13 protein-coding genes are annotated in these 17,093 nt (G+C 55.5%); 8 read left to right on the forward strand and 5 right to left on the reverse strand.

Annotation, left to right across the window (positions count from 1 at the left end; translation table 11 throughout):
* Position 1: 1 nt before the first annotated feature.
* The 3 genes from flhB to HV340_RS14195 are packed head-to-tail and all read left to right on the forward strand — an operon-like array spanning position 2 to position 3,647.
* Positions 2-1,147, forward strand: coding sequence for a flagellar biosynthesis protein FlhB (gene flhB / locus HV340_RS14185; RefSeq protein WP_025203735.1), 1,146 nt, complete (start codon positions 2-4; stop codon positions 1,145-1,147).
* Entirely contained in the window at positions 1,147-3,240 is a 2,094-nt protein-coding gene (gene flhA / locus HV340_RS14190; RefSeq protein ID WP_025203734.1) for a flagellar biosynthesis protein FlhA, read from the forward strand. Before flhB ends, flhA begins: the two co-directional genes overlap by 1 nt.
* Entirely contained in the window at positions 3,237-3,647 is a 411-nt protein-coding gene (locus HV340_RS14195) for a flagellar protein FlhE (RefSeq protein WP_181216050.1), read from the forward strand. Before flhA ends, HV340_RS14195 begins: the two co-directional genes overlap by 4 nt.
* A gap of 39 nt (positions 3,648-3,686) precedes the next feature.
* Here HV340_RS14195 and HV340_RS14200 read toward each other — a convergent pair whose 3' ends face one another.
* The 4 genes from HV340_RS14200 to HV340_RS14215 all read right to left on the reverse strand — a co-directional run bounded on the left by HV340_RS14200 (position 3,687) and on the right by HV340_RS14215 (position 8,598).
* The gene (locus HV340_RS14200; RefSeq protein WP_181216051.1) at positions 3,687-5,825 is read right to left on the reverse strand and encodes an autotransporter outer membrane beta-barrel domain-containing protein; all 2,139 of its coding nucleotides are present in this window, start codon (positions 5,823-5,825) and stop codon (positions 3,687-3,689) included.
* 85 nt (positions 5,826-5,910) lie between these two features.
* Positions 5,911-6,582 carry a class I SAM-dependent methyltransferase gene (locus HV340_RS14205; protein WP_181216052.1) on the reverse strand — a complete coding sequence of 224 codons (672 nt, stop codon included), beginning with the start codon at positions 6,580-6,582 and terminating at the stop codon, positions 5,911-5,913.
* Between the two features lie 89 nt (positions 6,583-6,671).
* Positions 6,672-7,877 (reverse strand): conjugal transfer protein TraF, encoded by a 1,206-nt coding sequence (gene traF / locus HV340_RS14210; protein WP_181216053.1) that lies wholly within the window; start codon positions 7,875-7,877, stop codon positions 6,672-6,674.
* Between the two features lie 340 nt (positions 7,878-8,217).
* Positions 8,218-8,598: a tail fiber domain-containing protein gene (locus HV340_RS14215; protein ID WP_025203729.1), complete on the reverse strand. Its 381-nt coding sequence runs from the start codon at positions 8,596-8,598 to the stop codon at positions 8,218-8,220.
* 576 nt (positions 8,599-9,174) lie between these two features.
* On the opposite strand from HV340_RS14215, the gene mtfA reads away from it, so the two are divergent.
* Positions 9,175-9,972: a DgsA anti-repressor MtfA gene (gene mtfA / locus HV340_RS14220; RefSeq protein WP_014170764.1), complete on the forward strand. Its 798-nt coding sequence runs from the start codon at positions 9,175-9,177 to the stop codon at positions 9,970-9,972.
* On the opposite strand, the gene HV340_RS14225 is transcribed toward mtfA, so the two are convergent.
* The gene (locus tag HV340_RS14225; protein WP_063924768.1) at positions 9,969-11,180 is read right to left on the reverse strand and encodes an MFS transporter; all 1,212 of its coding nucleotides are present in this window, start codon (positions 11,178-11,180) and stop codon (positions 9,969-9,971) included. The two genes, mtfA and HV340_RS14225, sit on opposite strands and share 4 nt — an antisense overlap.
* A gap of 138 nt (positions 11,181-11,318) precedes the next feature.
* On the opposite strand from HV340_RS14225, the gene HV340_RS14230 reads away from it, so the two are divergent.
* Genes HV340_RS14230 through HV340_RS14245 form a run of 4 tightly spaced genes read left to right on the forward strand, consistent with a single transcriptional unit; the run spans position 11,319 to position 17,069 of the window.
* On the forward strand, positions 11,319-13,061 hold the full coding sequence (locus tag HV340_RS14230) for an IucA/IucC family protein (protein ID WP_063924767.1): 1,743 nt from the start codon (positions 11,319-11,321) through the stop codon (positions 13,059-13,061).
* On the forward strand, positions 13,061-14,008 hold the full coding sequence (locus tag HV340_RS14235; RefSeq protein WP_063924766.1) for a GNAT family N-acetyltransferase: 948 nt from the start codon (positions 13,061-13,063) through the stop codon (positions 14,006-14,008). The genes HV340_RS14230 and HV340_RS14235 overlap by 1 nt, the downstream gene beginning before the upstream one ends.
* Complete coding sequence (gene iucC / locus HV340_RS14240) at positions 14,005-15,747, forward strand: IucA/IucC family siderophore biosynthesis protein (protein WP_072255725.1); 1,743 nt, start codon at positions 14,005-14,007, stop codon at positions 15,745-15,747. The genes HV340_RS14235 and iucC overlap by 4 nt, the downstream gene beginning before the upstream one ends.
* Positions 15,744-17,069, forward strand: a complete 1,326-nt coding sequence (locus HV340_RS14245; protein ID WP_181216054.1) for a SidA/IucD/PvdA family monooxygenase — start codon at positions 15,744-15,746, stop codon at positions 17,067-17,069. The genes iucC and HV340_RS14245 overlap by 4 nt, the downstream gene beginning before the upstream one ends.
* Positions 17,070-17,093 lie beyond the last annotated feature (24 nt).

Here is a 17,093-nt window from a genome sequence, read left to right on the forward strand (position 1 = left end):
CATGTCAGAAGAAAACGACAGCGAAAAAACAGAAGACCCCACACCCCACCGAAAGCAAAAAGCGCGTGAAGAGGGCCAGGTTCCCCGCTCGCGCGAGCTGACAAGCCTTTCCATGCTGCTGGCAGGATGGGGGTTGCTGCTCGTGGGCGGAAATTACCTGGCAAAGCAACTGCAGCATTTGCTGCATAACGGCTTAACGTTCGACCGGCTGCTGGTCAGCGATCCTCAGCATATGTTGCACCATGCGGCCGCGTTACTGGGAATGGCGTTTCTGGCGATCCTGCCGTTCGTCGGCGGGCTGTTTATTACTGCCCTCGTCACGCCGTCAATTATTGGCGGCCTGAATATGAGTGCCAAAGCCATCAAATTTAACCTTAAGAAGCTCAACCCCCTGAGCGGCATTAAGCGTCTGTTCTCCGGCCAAATGGTGTCGGAAATGGTGAAGAGCATTCTGAAGGTTTTGCTGGCGGGGATCGGTGGCGGGCTGTTTTTGTGGTTGAACAAAGCGAAGTTTATCAACCTGATTTTTGAACCTCTGGGCATGGCGCTTGCGGATATCAGCGCCCTGCTGATTGGCTGCATGCTGGTCATTATTTTATCGCTTATCCCGATGGTGGCCTTCGACGTGATTTACCAGCTCTGGAGCAACTTCAAGAAGCTGCGCATGAGCCTTAAAGAGATCAAAGACGAATTCAAAAATCAGGAAGGCGACCCGCAGATCAAAGCGCGAGTCCGCCAGCTGCAGCGTCAGATGGCGCAGCAAAGAATGATGACCGATGTTCCCACCGCCGATGTGGTGGTGAACAACCCGACCCACTATTCGGTCGCCCTGAAGTACCAGGAGGGTGCAATGGGCGCCCCGATGGTGGTTGCCAGCGGCAGTGGGCTGATTGCCCTGCGTATTCGCGAGCTGGCCGAAGAGAACCGGGTTCCCATGCTGGAGGCACCGCCACTGGCGCGCGCCCTGTATCGCCATTGTGACCCGGGCACGCCGGTTCCCGCCGAGCTGTATAGCGCGGTGGCCGAAGTGCTGGCCTGGGTTTATGGCCTGAAGCGCTGGCGTAAAGGCTATGGCTCACGTCCGCTGACACCTAAAGATCTTCCCGTCCCCGCGACGATGGATTTTGTACAAGAGAGTAGAGAGTGATGGCCAATATCGCCACCAAGTTACGATTACCCAATATGAAGGAAACCCAGTGGCAAGTGCTGGCCGGGCCGGTATTGATCATGACCATCCTGGCGATGATGATCCTGCCGCTGCCCACCTTTGTGCTGGACCTGCTGTTTACCTTCAATATCGTCCTGGCGATCATGATTTTGCTGGTCGCCATGTTTACCCAGAACACGCTGGAGTTTTCCGCTTTTCCTACGGTCCTGCTGTTTTCGACCTTGCTGCGCCTGGCGCTAAACGTGGCCTCCACGCGTGTGATCCTGATGAACGGTCATACCGGTTCCGAAGCGGCAGGCCAGGTGGTGGAGGCCTTTGGCCACTTCCTGGTGGGCGGCAACTTCGCCATCGGGATCATCGTCTTTGTCATCCTGATCATCATTAACTTTATGGTCATCACGAAAGGTGCAGGACGTATCGCAGAAGTTGGTGCTCGTTTCTCACTGGACGGGATGCCGGGTAAACAGATGGCAATTGACGCCGATCTTAATGCCGGATTGATTGGAGAAGACGAAGCCAAACGCCGTCGTAAAGAGGTCACACAGGAAGCTGATTTCTACGGCTCGATGGACGGTGCCAGCAAGTTTGTGCGCGGTGATGCCATCGCGGGACTGTTGATTATGGCGATCAACATCATCGGCGGACTGGTGATCGGCGTCATGCAACATGATATGACCGTGGGTCTGGCAGGTGAAACCTACACCCTGCTGACCATTGGTGATGGGCTGGTGGCGCAGATCCCCGGGCTGGTGATTTCTACCGCCGCAGGGGTGGTGGTGACCCGTGTGGCAAACGATCAGGACGTGGGTGAGCAGATGGTTGGCCAGCTGTTTACCTCTCCGCGCGTGATTGTTCTCGCCGCAGGCGTCATTGGAATGCTGGGTATGATCCCCGGAATGCCGAATTTTGTCTTCCTGCTGTTTACCGTGACGTTACTGGCCATCGCCTGGTGGTTGCGTGGCCGCGAAGGCGAGACGAACAAATCCAGCACGGCGCAGGCGAATTCAGACATTACCGACGCCGAGGTGGCCCAGGTGAATGAAGCCACGTGGTCCGACGTACAAATGGAAGACATGCTGGGTCTGGAAGTGGGTTACCGACTGATTCCAATGGTGGATCATGAGCAGCAGGGCCAGTTGCTGACACGTGTGCGTGGGATCCGCAAGAAATTTGCTCAGCAGATGGGCTTCTTGCCTCCTGCCGTGCATATTCGCGATAACCTGGATTTGGCCCCGACGCATTACCGCATTCTGCTCAAAGGGGTCAATATTGGCCACGGCGAGGTACAACCGGATCGCTGGATGGCGATCAACCCAGGCTGTGCCGAGGGTGAAGTGCCTGGCACGCCGTGCACGGAGCCGACCTTTGGCCTCCCGGCGCTGTGGATTGACGAAGTCCATCGCGAACTGGCGCAGACGCTGGGCTACACGGTCGTCGACCCGAGTTCAGTCGTAGCGACGCACCTCAACCATCTGATCAGCACCCATACCGACGAGCTGTTTGGTCGTCAGGAGGCGCAACAGCTGCTCGATCAAATCGCCAGACAGTCGCCGAAGCTGATTGACGATCTGATCCCGGCGGTCATTAGCCTCACCACCCTGCATAAAGTGCTGCAGAACCTGCTTTCAGAGCGTGTGCCGATCCGCGACATGCGCACCATTATTGATACGCTGGCCGAGTTTGCCACCGCGCAAAGCGATGCTGATGAGTTGACGGCCCGCGTGCGTGCGCGCCTCTCTCGTGCCATTACACAGCAATGGTTCCCCGGCGAGGACGATATTCAGCTGATTGGCCTTGATCTCTCGCTGGAACAGTTGTTGATACAGGCAACCCAGAGCGGCAGCGCCATCGAGCCGGGGATTGCCGAAAACCTGATGAAACAGACAGAAAAAGCGCTGCTGCATCAGGAAGGATTAGGCGCACCGCCGGTACTGCTGGTGAACCCCGCACTGCGGCTGATGCTGTCGCGTTATCTGCGCCGCATCTTCCCTCAACTGGCGGTGCTCTCCAGTCAGGAGATCAATACCCAGCGTAACGTGCGTATGACCTACCTGATTGGAGGCAAAGGATGAGTAAACCGTATCTGGCGGGACTCCTTCTGATCTCGCCGTGGGCGCTGGCCGCCGGTGGCAGCTGGAGCAGCGAGAGCTTTGGCGGTACGATGACGCGCGGCCAACAATCCGTAAAAAGTAAACCGCTCCAGAGCCCTTCTCCCCTTCCTCCTGGGGCTCGCGCGACGACTGTTCACTGGAAGATAAAAACGGATGGCCTTACGCCTTCAGGATTGCGCATTCGACTGTGCAACGCGGCACGCTGTGTGAGATTAGCCGGGTGGGCGGGTGAAATGCCCCTCCCGGCCGGGATTGCGCCAGAAGGACCGTTTCGGTTTGAATATTATGCCTCTGAAGCGGGGACGCTTCGTTCCCCGGTGACCATACTGAGCAATCAGTTGACGGTGAGTTATCACTCCAGCCATTAAAAAAGGCTTTACCGGCGAGCCGGTAAAGCCTTTGTCCGTTTAGAACGCGACGCGGAAACCAACGTTCCCCGTTAACGCTGATTCCGTCTGCTCACTTTTACCATACTCCGCTTCCAGCCAGACGCTCGCCGTTGGGGCAATTGCCACGCTGATCCCTCCTGCAATGGTACCGCCCGTGCCGGTGAAATCGTTGGTGAAGTCATACGCATCATTAATTTGCGTGCTGCCACTTTTTACAAGTTCCTGCTGCACTGCAAGGGTCACGTAGGGCGTTACCGCCATCTCAGCCACGTCCAGACGGGTACTCATGCGTACCCCCGCTTCTGCCAGCAGGGAGCGGTTGTCACCTGTTTCTGCCGTCATACCGTTGCTCAGCGTAACGTTTTCGGATGGCGTCAACCATGCATTTACCCCTACGAACGGCGTCAGGCTTGTGGTTTCCCCCACAGCAATCTGGCGGCCCGTCTCGACCATCAGGCCGTAGCCCAGGCTGTTCCAGCCAGCGCGCGCCGTACCACCATCGCTCATGCGGGCATTAAGTTTATTGCTGAAGTGACCGATTTGCGCAGAGGTACTGGCATACGCGCCATTCTCTGCACTCAGGCGGGCATATACGCCACCGCCGTAGCCGGTGACCTTGCTGTCTCCGCCGCGGGCATGCTTAATGTTACCCGTCGACTGGCTAAGATAGGCGCCTGTAGTCAGCTCACCTGCGCGGGTGTCGGTGACTTTATCGCCACCGAGCATCATGCCGTTCTGCGTCAGGCGATAAGCGGAACCCTGTGCCCCCTCAATGTCGCTGCGGTTGTACAGCATCGTGCCCCAGACGCCAGCGGCATTGTCAGCGTCTTTAACTGCAAGACGGGATCGCAGGACTTTCAGTTCGCCCTGATGCATAAACTGGGGTGCCGAGGCCATCGCCAGCATTGCATCGGTGGAGGCCGAGGTCGCGCCCTTCGCCTGAACCAACTCCCACTGATTGCCGTTACGCACCAGCTCTTGCTGCCAGGCCCCCATGTCCACCCGACCGCCGTTCAGCGCAAATTCAGCGTCACCACCGCCGGTGCGGACAAGAGTCAACGGGTCGGTGTTTTCAGCTTCACGTCCGCTGGCCGCCAGGTGCAGGGTGTGCGAACCTTCCGCATGACCGGTCACGTCCAGCAGGTCGCTGCTCCCGTTTTCGGTATCAATGTTCATCATAAAGTGGCCGTTCCCTTCAAGAGAACCGAGGGTCAGCGTGTGATGCTCACCTGCCTCTGCCGGGGCAAACTTCACCATCCCCCCTGCCATTGACAGCGTCCTGATGTCAGAACTGGATGTCATTTCATAAAGTGAAGCATTGCCCAGCATCAGCGAGTTAACGTTGGTCATACCACCTGAAAGAACGCTTCCGTTTGTTAATGCCACGTCAACAACGGCAGAACCTTCGGCACGGACATCGCCTGCTGCGTGGCTGGCATCAAGTGCTAAGTTAACGCTGCTCCCCGTTCGGGCAACCAACAACTCACCAGTTTGCGAGCTTGCGCTACTGCCCTGCAGCAGGATTTTTTGATTACCTCGGGCGATATCAAACGCAGAACCTTCTGTTGCCGAGATACTTGATCGAATCAGATCAACAGAACCATTTCCTTCCAGGTAGACCGCGGTTTTTATCCCCTTGATCACGCTGTCAGTAAAGATACCTTCGCTGGAGGTGAGGTAAACTGCGCCCGCGTACATTCTCTCAGTCTGTTCGAAATACCCTTTTTCGACGGTGCTTTGCGTTTCGTAAGCATAAAATTGCTGTGCGCTAATACTGGTCGCAGAGAAGTTCATAAGCCATGTAATCAACTGCCCCTCAATTACCGTGCGAGAAAGCCGGGAATCCCCCGCCAGCGATACTGCCTTAAGCGTCGCATCCGCTATATCTGCTGTAGCACCATATTCGCCGTACAGCAAATTTACGCTTCCCCCATTCATGGCTAAATGCCCGTCAGAGATAGTAATATTTCCGGTAGTCGCACCATTGACTGACAATGTTGCACCGTTTTCGATGCGGTAGTTTTCATTCACAGGAGAATTAGCGTCGATAAAAGTGTCTTTATCAATGAGGGTAGTAGCAGATGAGGTACCGGTTACACCCAGCATGGCGACCAGAATGGCCCTGCGCAGAAGAGAGTATTGATATAGTGGTTTCATGAATTGCCTTAACAATAATAAAGTATAAAGAGAAGATTTCCTCTCACATTACTTATCGGTGAAAAGACAATTCACTGAAATTAACTCACCGGTATGCGGCCTGTTTTTTATTCGCAGCCTTAAACAGGGCGACTTTACCTTCTACTTTAATGTCAACCTGATGAAAAGCCTCTGACAGGATCGTCTGCAACTCCTCGATATTGTCGGTTCTGTTAGAAAATATGCCTTTTTTATTATAAACGGCCATCAGTTTACGCCCTAAAGCGTTATGGCCGATATCGTCGCCGAGGATGGTCGCGCCAAACAGGCAGCCTTCATCGGTTAATGCAGTGGCAGCGTTGCGGATAACCGGGGATTTCTCTTTCATCGTGCCGGGCAGGCAATGAAGCAGATAAAACAGAGAAACAGAATCAAACTGGTCATGCAGATGAGATGGAAAAGGATTGAAAACATCATGAAGAATAGATTCTTTGATCCTGTCTCTGCCCACGCGAGCATTTGCCGCATCGAGACTTGCTCTGTTTAAATCCAACAAAGATACAGTGCAAAGGGACGGGGCATAATTCAGGTAGAACCCCGTTCCCACCCCGATATCCAGATGATGATTTCTCATGTTGTTTCTGAAATACGGAATAAGATGACGCTCTGTGGCGCATTTCCAGGCGTAGCGATTCGATATGTTTAACACCCACCAGTCATAGAATTTCAATGCGAGCGGTGTATAGACTTTTATTCCATCATTTGTTTCTTTTTTCACGTAAGCCACCTGAAATAATAAATCACAGAAGTAGGGTAAATCAGGATGATGACAGCTGAATAAAGGCCACTCCCGTGGCCTTTATTCGATCAGAAATGGAACGTAAATTGAGCGACACCGCCAATCGTGCGATCTCGCCCGGCCATAGCCGTTAAATCAAACTGCATGGCCTCTCCGGCGGATAAGCCAACCCCACCGGTGACAACACGACGATCGTTACCGCGCATATCCAGCCGGTAGCCCGCCCGCAATTGCACCCAGTCCGCTGCACGCAGTTCTGCCCCAAAGGCTGCATACTGGTTTTTATCGACATACTGGAAATTGCTCACCGGGGTGAGGTCGATATCTGCACTCAGGGTTACGCGCTCGTTATTCCAGGCCGTACCAGCCGTCAGCTCGGGACGAATGATAAACGCCGGCTGATAACCGTTGATTTCACGCGTTTTCACTTTGTTTTCAAACAGCTTCTGCGCGGAAAGAGCTACCATCCACTCTGGCGTGACGGAGGCAAAAAAGCCTGCGTCAATATTGGCGCTCATCGTTTGATGCTGCCAGTTGCCGTCGCGCAGATCCGATGAATCATAATTATTAATGGCGACGTTATAGTTCCAGGTTTCAATACGCTGGATTTTAGGCGTGATCCCAACACCCACCGGCAGTTCGCCGAGCGTAAAGGGGTGCGCAACCGTCACGCCATATTCCGTCACCAGCGCCGCCATGCCTTCCGCACGGGAAGTGAGTTTATCAAGGTCATCTTTTCCCGGAATGATAATACCTTTGGCGACATCATCCAGATAATCCAAATCAGACTGGCTGATCAGGGCGCGTGCATGCCCTTTCGCCCAGCTGTTGACGGATAAGGCCACCGGTAATTCGTCATCCGGCACCGCCAGCACCATGCTTAACCCCAGGTTCGCATTGGCATGTTCACCCGCCAGGCCCGCTACGGTATCAGCCAGTTTGCCAGCAGCTTCCGCCTCATTGCCACTGCCTAGTGCGTTTTCCAGGTTATCCCATGCCGTCGTTACGTCATCAAAACCATCAATCAGATTCGCCGGATCGCTGGCCTGCGCACCGATTGACGGTGCAATCAAGCTGATTTTATCCTGCTCGCGAGAGGTCGCCAGCAGCGCCGGGTTGGTCAGCGGGGCAGCACCGAAGTGTGCCGATGCAACACCGACCCCACCCATGGCGGAGCTACGTGCGTCGAAACCATTGCTGGACGCGCTGGCGTAAGGAATTGCCGCAATCAGACCTGCGGCAATGAGAGACTGTGTGAGTAATTTATTATTCATAATTCCCAGAGAAATAATCTTATCAATATAGCGTTCAGGATGTCATCATTCGACGAGGTCGATAATTTGGTGAAAGAGACGACTCTCCTGGCGAGACAAAGCGGGTCTTTTTCAGACTATCAATAAGTTCATCATTTCAAATGGGCAATAAGATAAAACTTATGCACCTAATAGGTCGCTTCAGGAAATTAAAAGTTGAATTAATCCTATCATCGATAATACACGCAGATCTGTCAGCTTTTTCCGGCATTCACCCTGTTACTCACCAAAAGACTGTCTTTTTTACGCGACACAAGAAATGCCCGCAATGGTTACACGGCGGGCGCACACCAAAAACCGACTAGTTTGCTTTACGTGCACATTGCGCGACGTCTGCTTTCAGCGCGTTGATTTCATTCTGCTGCTCACGTACGGCTTCAATCAATGGCGCGACAAGCTTTTGATAATCAACCTGTTTGATTTCACCTTTAGTTTTAACCAGCTCCGGATAGACTTTCTCAACATCCTGAGCAATTAAGCCGACATCCCCTGTTTTATCCTCTTTCCAGGTATAAGAAACGCCTTTCAGTTTGAGGATTTTTTCCAGAGAATGATCCAGTGGCTTGATATTTTCTTTCAGATTTTCATCGCTGAAAGGGCAACATGGCGCACCAACATCAGCCCATGCAACGGAGGAAAAAAGTAAAGGAACAGCAACGAAAGCGATTTTTCTGAACAGCATATATTCTCCATTAATATACGTAGCGCGTTAGCACCGTGAATTATCAGGTAGGAATAATGGGTATCAACAATATCGTTTTGCTGACCGTCAAACCATAGCAATAAAAACAGCCCCACTCTATAGAATCAATATTCCTTTAAGCGCACATAAATGACGGCTTTTAATGCGTTATAGTGAAACCTTAAATACAGGACGTTTTGTGTATTTATAATGAATCAATAATAGTTTCCGTAGAATAAAATTGCCTGCTAAATACTTACACAAATAATAATAAACCTCTTTAGCATTGACCGCGCTTCAGAGGAAAGCGTCTCACCTGTGAGACAAAGTGAAGGCAACGACAGGCGCAGAGAACGTTCATTGCGCTTACGCTTGACGACCAGAGTCACAAAACGAACGTCAGTTTTTCAAAGCACTATCCACTCCGTGACCTAAATGATAACGTGCATGCAGAAAAGGTGTAGGATCCCCTCCACATCTCTCCTGTTTGGAGTTGCCCTGGTGGCAGAATGTCTGGCATTTTAACAGAACCTTACCTTCCCCTTTTGTTCAAGTGACGAGTTTGCGAGCAAAGCGATGATTAAGTGGCCCTGGAAAACGAATGACGCTGGCCGAAATATGGCGCTGCCGTGGGATGAAGCGCTGGCGATCCCTGTTCTGGCTAATCTTCAGCCGGATGAACAATCAAAACTGGTTCAACTGGCGGATCGCTTTTTGCAGCAAAAACGTCTGGTTCCGCTGCAGGGCTTCGAGCTGGATCCCCTGAAAAACGCGCGTATCGCCCTGCTTTTCTGTCTGCCGGTACTGGAACTCGGTATTGAGTGGCTGGATGGCTTCCATGAAGTACTCATCTACCCTGCACCGTTTGTGGTGGACGATGAATGGCAGGACGATTTCGGCCTGGTGCATAACCAGCGGGTGGTGCAGTCCGGGCAAAGCTGGCAGCAAGGACCGATCATCCTGAACTGGCTTGATATTCAGGACTCCTTCGACGCATCAGGCTTTAACCTGATCATTCACGAAGTGGCGCATAAGCTGGATACCCGCAACGGGGATCGTGCCAGCGGTGTACCGCTGATCCCGCTTCGTGAGGTTGCAGGTTGGGAACACGATCTGCATGCGGCAATGGATAATATCCAGGATGAGATAGATCTGGTGGGCGAAAGTGCCGCCAGCATCGATGCCTATGCGGCAACCGATCCTGCGGAGTGCTTTGCGGTGCTGTCAGAATATTTCTTTAGCGCGCCTGAGCTTTTCGCCCCCCGTTTCCCGGCCCTGTGGCAACGGTTCTGTCAGTTTTATCAGCAAGACCCTCTCCTGCGTCTGCGGCAAAATGAGGATCCTGCCGGCAATTCATCTCACCAGCTCCATTAAGACGGGTCGAAATGGGTACGATTGACCGCCCGTACCCATAGGCTCATCACCAGAAACATCAGCGCCATCACCCAGGCGGCCTGCGTTAAAAATACCTCGCCGAATAAACGCGTGACGACAGGCACCAGCAGCGCACTCAGGCCGTAGCCCAGCGTGTGGCTGGTGGCAATCACTCCCGCCCCTTTTCCGGTGGTCAGCCGTTCATTCAGCAGCAGCTGGTATCCCGGCGTCGCCATGGCGGCTCCCAGCGACGTCATGACAATCCCCACGTAGAACAACACCAGACCGGCAATACACATTAGCCCCAGTCCCGTCACCATCAGTACCGCGGCCAGGCAGAGCAATGTCACCGGGCTGAAATGCTGTGGACGGACCACCAGAAATTGCGCAGCGAGGGTTGCCAGCGCGGCCAGACTCAGCAGCAGCGCGACATGATGGCTGACCTCTCGCGGGTCACCGTCCAGCAGAGGGCTGAGATGCGGTGACAGGCCAAGCTGCATCAGGCTCACCAGTGCGGCCAGAAGCAACGCCAGCACAAGGTACGGCAGCATTGAAACCTGCACACGCGTCGCCTGATGCGCGACCGGCGGCAGCGGCGGATCGGCGACCTCTCGAAGGACCAGCAGGAGAGCGATAAACGGTGCAATCGCCATCAACCAGAGGGGAGCCACCGGATTGACGCTGAGCATCATCGCCGCCAGCGGCGGCCCCAGCAGACGACCACAGCTGAGGCCGGAGCTTATGGTCGCCAGCGCGGCCATGCGTTTATCCAGCCCCGCGCGCTGGATGGCCCATGTCTGAGCCGCGGGCACCAGCCCTGAGACGGTCAGGCCGTACAGCGTACGCGAGAGGATCAGGCCCGCCAGCCCCCAGACAGCACTCATCATCCCGCTTGCCATCGCCCAGACCACCAGCGCCATCACGACGAAACTTGCCAGATAGCCACTTAGCGAGGCCTGCATCACGACCTTGCAGCCGTGTCGCTCGCTCTGGCGTCCCCACCAGGGCGATGCGGGTAAAAAGAGCATGGAGCCGAACATTAACAGCCCCGCCCAGACGGAGAGCGATAACCCGGTCAGGGTGACCAGTTGCGGCAGCATGACCAGCAAACCGTTTTGCCCAATACCTAACAATCCGGCGCATAACGCCAGTGGCCAGTTCGCTTTCGGGGTGAGGTTTTCCGTCAGTGTTTCAGGGTAAGTGCGCATGAGAATGTGAACATAGTGTCAATAAATGTGTGGAAATCATGAAGTTTATGAAAACAAATATTGCAAAAATAGTTGCGACTGTAAACAGAATGCATATCATAACGATAATTATTATCAATCATGGAATGAGGTACATCTATGCGTACTCTGCCCCGCTCCGCCGGTACAGACGTTGCGGCCCAGTGTTTTTTGAACGCCCTGTTGCGTGAAACGAAGGACTGGCGCTATCTCCCCGCTACCGTTGCGGATGAGCTATCGCAGATTCATATTCCGCTCTCTTCAACCCAGGCCATTCGGGTTCCGGTACGCTATTTCTCTTCAACTCAGCATCATCAGTATCACTTTCCGGCGACGCTTATCCAGCGCGACAGCGACAGCGGTGACGCCGTCACTTTCACGCAACTGATTGACTTAATTCTGGAAAAGCCTTCAGTTAAAGGCTCACTCGATACCGAGACGCTGGCTCGCTTTAAGCAACGCGCCCTTGAAAGCCATGCCCACACCTGGCAGGCCATCGATTTGCGCCACAACTGGGCAAACCTGCGTGACAAACCGCTGAATTTTGCGCAAGCAGAACAGGCGCTGCTGGTGGGGCATGCGTTTCACCCGGCCCCCAAATCTCACGAGCCGTTTAACGAAAGTGAAGCGCGCCGCTATTTGCCTGATTTTGCCTCCCGCTTCCCGCTGCGCTGGTTTGCGGTTAAGCGTGAATTGATTGCCGGCGACAGCCTCGCCGTCTCTCTTCGCGAACGCCTGCTGCGCTTCGCAGCGCAGAGTGCCCCTGAACTCCTCGGTCACTTCACCGATACCTGCTGGCTGCTGCCGATGCATCCGTGGCAGGCCGAGCATTTGCTGGGTCAGGCCTGGTGCCAGCGTCTTGTGGCTAACGGCGACCTGCAGGATTTGGGCGAAGCGGGCGCGCAGTGGCTGCCCACCAGCTCCTCGCGCTCGCTCTACAGCGAAACCAACAGCGACATGATCAAGTTTTCCCTCAGCGTGCGCCTGACCAACTCCGTGCGCACGCTGTCGGTGAAAGAGGTTAAACGCGGTATGCGCCTGGCGCGTCTGGCTAAGACAGCGCGCTGGCAGACCTTACAGGCACGCTACCCGACCCTGCGTGTTATGCAGGAAGACGGCTGGGCGGGGCTGCGTGATGAAAATGGCGTCATCCAGGAAGAGAGCCTGATGGCCCTGCGCGTGAACCTGCTGTTCGAGACGCCAGACAACCAGACCAACGTACTGGTGAGCCTGACGCAGGCGGCACCGGACGGAGGTGACAGTCTGCTGGTTGCGGCGGTACGTCGTCTGAGCCATCGCCTGGATTTACCCCTCGCCGAGGCTGCGCGCTGCTGGGTGCAGGCGTATTGCGATCGCGTCTTACTTCCGCTGTTTAGCGCGGAAGGGGATTACGGCCTGGTTCTGCTGGCGCACCAGCAAAATATCCTCGTTGAGATGCAGCAGGATTTCCCCGTCGGGCTGATCTACCGTGATTGCCAGGGCAGCGCCTGGACTGAAGGGGCCGATGAATGGCTAAAAGAGGCGGGTGAACATGATGTGGAAAACCGTTTTGGCGAAAGCCAGTTGCTGCGCTACTTCCCCTACTACCTGCTGCTGAACTCAACGCTTGCCGTGACTGCCGCCCTCGCCGCCGCCGGTTTCGACAGCGAAGAGAGCCTGATGGCGCAGGTGCGTGACGCACTGGCCGAATTACGCAAAACAGCGAAACAGACCCGCTGCCTCGACTACGTGCTCGACAGCCCAACCTGGAACTGTAAAGGCAATTTTTTCTGCTACCTGCACGATCGCAACGAAAACACCATCGCCGATCCGGCAGTGATCTATTTCGACTTTAGCAACCCGTTTTACAAGGAGAAGGCGTGATGGCAAACGCGAATATCGTCCATTCTGGCTATGGCTTTCGCTGCACCGCAACGGAGAACACTCTCCCCCTGACGTTAGGTCTCGACGGCAGCGCAGTGCTTGAGCGCGTGAGTGGTATGCCAGAAGGCTGGTTAGTCGACGCGCTGGATCAGCTGTTCATCGCCGCACCGGCACTGACCGGCGTCACGCTCCCCTGGTCTGCCTGGCAGGATGAACCGCAGGCGCAGGCGCTGTTTACGCTTGCCAGCGGGGATTATCTGGCGCGCGAAACGTTCTGGCAGTTGCCTCTGTGGCTGCAGGGAGAACGGCCCCAGAACCACGGCGGCATGCAGTTCGATGAAAGCCGTCAGCTTTACTTCCCGCTGCGCCCTCACCGTCCGCAAGGCGAAGTCTATCGCCGTTACGACCCACAGATTAAACGCACCCTGAGTTTCCGCGTGGCCGATGTGGCGCAGGACGGCGAACGTTTCACCCGCTGGATGAACACCCCGCGCGTTAACGCCTTCTGGGAGATGGCCGGCCCGCAGGCGGAGCAGGAAAATTACCTGCGCCGTCAGCTCGACTCGACCTATTGTTATCCGCTTATCGGCTGCTTTGATGACCAGCCGTTCGGCTACTTTGAAATTTACTGGGCGGCGGAAGACCGTATTGGCCGTCACTATCGCTGGCAGCCGTTTGACCGCGGCCTGCACATGCTGGTTGGGGAAGAAAACTGGCGCGGCGCGCAGTATATCCGCAGCTGGCTGCGCGGTCTGAGCCATTATCTGTGGCTGGATGAGCCACGCACAACACGCATCGTTGCCGAGCCGCGTTTCGACAACCAGCGCCTGTTCCGCCATCTTTCGTCTGCCGGTTTCGAAACCGTGAAAGAGTTCGACTTCCCGCATAAACGCTCGCGCCTCATCATGAACCAGCGTCACCGCTTCTTCAGCGAGGTGGGACTGTGAACGTGTACTGGCAGAAAGTGAACCGCGACATGGTGGCGAAAATCCTCGCCGAGCTGGAATATGAACGCACCCTGAGCGCCCGGCAGCTGGCAGACAATCGCTGGCAAATCACCATGGGCGCGGAGACCTGGCAGTTCCAGGCCACGCGCGGGATCTGGGGCTGGCTGCATATCGACCCCGAGAGCCTGACCACCGTCAGCGGTAACGCAGTGGACGCAGAAACTGCACTGCTGCAGCTTGCGACGGTACTGGAGATGAGCGACGCGCAGACCGCGGAGCATCTGGAAGATCTCTATGCCACGCTGCGGGGTGATATTCAGCTGTTACAGGCGCGCGAAACGCTGGATGCTGACGCGCTCATTCATCTCGACCCGGACGAATTACAGTGCCTGATGAGCGGCCATCCTAAGTTTATCTTTAACAAGGGACGCCGCGGCTGGGGGCTGGATGCGCTACGCCAGTATGCCCCGGAATACCGTGGCCGTTTTCGCCTGCACTGGGTCGCCGTGCAACGTGCGCACCTGGTCTGGAGCAGCGATGTTGATTGCGATATCAATACCCTGCTGGCGAGCGCCATGGATAACGCCGAGCGCGCCCGGTTTGATGCCCGCTGGCAGGCGCTGGATCTTGATGATAACTGGCTGCCCGTGCCGCTGCATCCGTGGCAGTGGCAACAAAAGATTGCTGTCCATTTCCTGGCGCAACTCGCGCGCGGCGAAATGGTTGAGCTGGGCGAGTTTGGCGACGAGTACCTGGCGCAGCAATCGTTGCGTACCCTCACCAATGCCAGCCGCCGCGCGCCGTTTGACATCAAGCTGCCGCTGACCATTTACAACACCTCCTGCTATCGCGGTATTCCGGGTAAGTACATTGCCGCTGGCCCGCTGGCCTCACGCTGGTTACAGCAGCAGTTCGCCAGCGATGCCACGCTTATTCGCTGTGGCGCGCAGGTGCTTGGCGAGCCCGCGGCCGGGTATCTATCCCACCCGGGTTACGCCGCGCTGCCGAAAGCGCCTTACCGCTATCAGGAGATGCTGGGAGTTATCTGGCGCGAAAATCCGTCCTGTTATCTTCAGCAGGGTGAAGAAGCGGTGCTGATGGCTGCGTTGATGGAGAGCGATAACGCCGGACGCCCCTTGATTGACGCATGGATCGCCCAATCCGGTTTGACCGCTGAAGCCTGGCTGGAAAAGCTCTTTGACGCGACGGTCATCCCCTTCTATCACCTGCTCTGCCGCTACGGCGTGGCGCTTATCGCCCACGGCCAGAACGTGACGCTGGTGATGAAAGACGCCACCCCGCAACGCATCCTGCTGAAAGATTTCCAGGGGGACATGCGCCTGGTGGATGAAGATTTCCCGCAGGCAGCAAGCCTGCCTGAACAGGTGAAGTCCGTCACGGCGCGCCTGAGTGCGGATTACATCATTCACGATCTGCAAACCGGTAACTTTGTCACGGTGCTGCGGTTTATTTCACGCCTTACCCTGCAAAGCGGCGTCAGCGAAACCCGTTTCTACCAGATCCTGGCCGAGGTATTGCGCCGCTATATGGCCGCGCATCCCGATCTCGCCGAACGCTTCGCGAAGTTTGATCTGTTTAAGCCGCAAATTATTCGCGTGATCCTCAACCCGGTCAAACTGACCTTCTCCGAACACGACGGCGGCAGCCGCATGTTGCCGAACTATGTCACCGATCTTGATAACCCTCTTTTTCTGGTCTCCCAGGAGTCAGCGCAATGAAAACGTATGATTTCATCGGCATTGGTATTGGCCCGTTTAACCTCAGCATCGCCGCACTGGCTGAAGGACTGGACGGTTTTAGTTCGCTGTTTCTTGAACGCAAGCCGCATTTCTCCTGGCACCCTGGCATGATGGTGCCGGACTGCCATATGCAAACCAGCTTCCTGAAAGATCTGGTGAGCGCCGTGGAGCCCACCAATCGCCACAGTTTTCTTAACTATCTGGTGCAGCGTAAAAAGTTCTATCGTTTTCTGACCACCGAGCAGCGTACCGTTTCTCGCGAAGAGTTTGCCGATTACCTGTGCTGGGCCGCGGAAAATCTCACCAACCTGTCCTTCAGCCAGCAGGTACAGCAGGTCAGTTTTGATGAAAAAAACGGTCTGTTCGACGTGGTGACTCAGCGCGATCGCTTCCTGGCGCGTCACGTCTGCGTGGGAATTGGCAAACAGATTAACCTGCCTGACTGCGCTCCGGCGCAGGATGACAGCTGCTTCCACGCCAGCGAGATGATGCTGCGCACGCCGGACTTAGCGGGCAAGCGCGTCACCGTCGTCGGCGGAGGTCAGAGTGGTGCGGATCTGTTTCTGAATATCTTCCGCGGGGAGTGGGGTCAGCCACTGAGCCTGAACTGGGTTTCCCGACGCAACAATTATAACGCGCTGGATGAAGCGGCTTTCGCAAACGAGTATTTCACACCGGAATATGTAGACAGCTTCTCCACGCTTGGCGAAGAGGAGCGTCGTCAGATGCTGCACGAGCAGAAGATGACCTCCGACGGCATCACCACGGAGTCTCTGCTGGCGATTTATCGCGCCATGTATCACCGCTTCGAAGTGCTGCGGGAAAAACCGTGGGCACACCTCCTGCCCTCTCGCTCGGTCACCGCGATCGCGCAGCAGGAGAACGGCAAGCGCCTGACGTTACAGCATCAACTTGACGGTGGCCGTGAACAACTTGATACCGACGTGGTGATTTTCGCGACCGGCTATCGCACCGTGCAGCCTGCGTTTCTGGCACCGCTCTCCCATCGCCTGCGTCTGGACGCCGACGAAACCTTCTGCATCAACAATGATTTCACCCTTGAATGGGACGGTCCGCAGAGCAACCGCCTGTTCGCCGTGAATGCCGGGATGCACCGTCTTGGCATTGCCGAACCCCAGCTCAGCCTGATGGCCTGGCGCGCCGCGCGAATTCTGAATCGCGCGCACGACGACGAGCCGTTTGAGCTGGCCACCACCCCTGGCGTGATCCACTGGCGAAGCACTCCCCGCCTGGACAGCAGTCAGGTTTATCAATCTTTAGCAAGAACCACCGAGTACTGACACACACATTCAGGAACTACATAA

This window comes from Enterobacter sp. RHBSTW-00975, from assembly GCF_013615235.1.
Classification (GTDB): Bacteria; Pseudomonadota; Gammaproteobacteria; order Enterobacterales; family Enterobacteriaceae; genus Enterobacter; species Enterobacter ludwigii.